This window comes from Kriegella aquimaris (assembly GCF_900103215.1).
Classification (GTDB): Bacteria; Bacteroidota; Bacteroidia; order Flavobacteriales; family Flavobacteriaceae; genus Kriegella; species Kriegella aquimaris.
In genome coordinates, this window is the sequence record NZ_FNGV01000041.1 from 1 (window position 1) to 1687 (window position 1687).

2 protein-coding genes and 1 pseudogene are annotated in these 1687 nt (G+C 32.7%); 1 reads left to right on the forward strand and 2 read right to left on the reverse strand.

Annotated features, from left to right (window positions below; genetic code table 11):
- Positions 1 to 105: 105 nt before the first annotated feature.
- Both BLS33_RS24550 and BLS33_RS24555 read right to left on the reverse strand, forming a co-directional pair.
- Positions 106 to 906, reverse strand: coding sequence for a DUF2971 domain-containing protein (locus BLS33_RS24550; protein WP_089895989.1), 801 nt, complete (start codon positions 904 to 906; stop codon positions 106 to 108).
- Positions 907 to 972: 66 nt separating this feature from the next.
- Positions 973 to 1317: an integrase core domain-containing protein gene (locus tag BLS33_RS24555; RefSeq protein WP_089895991.1), complete on the reverse strand. Its 345-nt coding sequence runs from the start codon at positions 1315 to 1317 to the stop codon at positions 973 to 975.
- 158 nt (positions 1318 to 1475) lie between these two features.
- Here BLS33_RS24555 and BLS33_RS24560 point away from each other — a divergent pair.
- A pseudogene (locus tag BLS33_RS24560) lies at positions 1476 to 1687 on the forward strand (IS1182 family transposase); the annotation flags it as partial.

Genomic DNA, 1687 nt, shown 5'->3' on the forward strand with positions numbered 1-1687 from the left:
GTTATATTAAAATAAAAAAGGTGGTTTAAGGCAAAAAGAAAATATTAATTAACTTTAGAGAACTGGACTAGGGCTTTTCATAGGATACGTTGTTACCCACCGTTTTTATTCGATTTGTTCAATCTCTAATCCAAAATTATCTTTCGATTTTTTTGCTTTAAAAATAGCAATATTATTTCCGAGTTTTTGTTTCGACAGCTTAATTATTTTATTGGTTTCTTTTAAATTCATTTTGCATCCAATAATTATTTCTGTGATTGTTCTTGGCTGGATTTTCACGGTTCTTTTTTGGATATGATTTATTGAAATTCGCCATTCTTGTTCATATTTCCATAGTTCCGATTTATAATAAAACTTTTTGTAAAACTGTAGTCTACTATCATCATTACCAGAAATTATTGGATATTCAAATTGATAGTTCACAGGTTCAATCCACTCGAAATTATATTCAGTTGACATTGACTTTGTATCAAATCCAACGACAAATCCGGTATGATTTATTGAGTAATGTGACCACATTAAAATATTGTCACGAGTTGATGAGAGTGATAAAAGACCAATAATTTTATCCCACTTATCGATTTGTTCCGACGTTTCTCTTTTTAATTTATCAGGATGCCAAAGTTTCTTTAATTCTGTTTGCTCTCTTACAAATTTCTTGACTTTATTTTCATCTTCGCCTTTTAAAACGATTGACATAAGTTCCAAATTTTTCTTGTAACAATCTTCGAAGCTCAACAAATCCCATCTTAAAGGAATGTTGCCATCGAATGGATCATTAAATTCAGATGGTTTTGGAAAGTAAAGTTCTTGTTTTGAGATTAATTTACGATGATATTTATTATTCGAATCCCTATATTTATAAAGAGTTTTTGGTAATTCAACGTCGGTAAATCTATCTATCATTTTGTATTTGCAAAATTTTTTTCAAATGTCACGTCCTAAAATAAGGCTATAGATTAATACTTGTTTTTAAGCGGCATATTGATGCACGTAATTAGGTGTTTTATAATCTAAAGATAAATGTAATCGTTTAGTGTTGTACAACTTGATTGCATTTCTGGTCGCTTTTTTAGCTTGAACCACGCTAGTAAAGGTCTGGTCGAGATAAAATTCATCTTTGAGAATACCATTTACCCTTTCGGCCATTGCGTTTTCATAGCAATGGTTTTCTTCGGTCATACTGATTTCTATTTTCTTTCTTTTTAAAATTTGCGTGTAAATATTGCTACAGTATTGAATTCCCCTGTCCGAATGATGAATAAGTTGCTTGGTATCTTTAGCATTGTAAATTGCTTTGTTGAGTGTTTTAAGCACCTAATTTAGCAAATACAAACCGAATAGAAAATCCGCGAGGATTTTCGTAATTAGGCTAGAACTAGCAATAAATTATATACGGTGTGCCTGTTGCACAAGTTAACAAAAAAAGTCCTTGATGATCATTGCCAATTGGAGGTTGGATCGTAACTTTAGTTATGCAAGGCAAGAAAGACTATCAAGAAAAACTGTTCGCACAATTTCAACTTAGCGAACGGATCCCGAAGAACAATTTTTACAGGCGTCTAAAGGGTGCCATCGATCTGGGTTTCCTCTATCCCCTTACCAAAGGGTATTATGGGGGTAGCGGCCAAAAGAGCATAGACCCGGCGGTATTCTTCAAGCTTTGTTTGGTGGGCTATTTGGAAAA

What these genes read in the sequence shown, in the direction of transcription:
- BLS33_RS24550 (WP_089895989.1), bottom strand. Translation starts at nt 906, where the DNA reads ATGATAGATAGATTTACCGACGTTGAATTACCAAAAACTCTTTATAAA.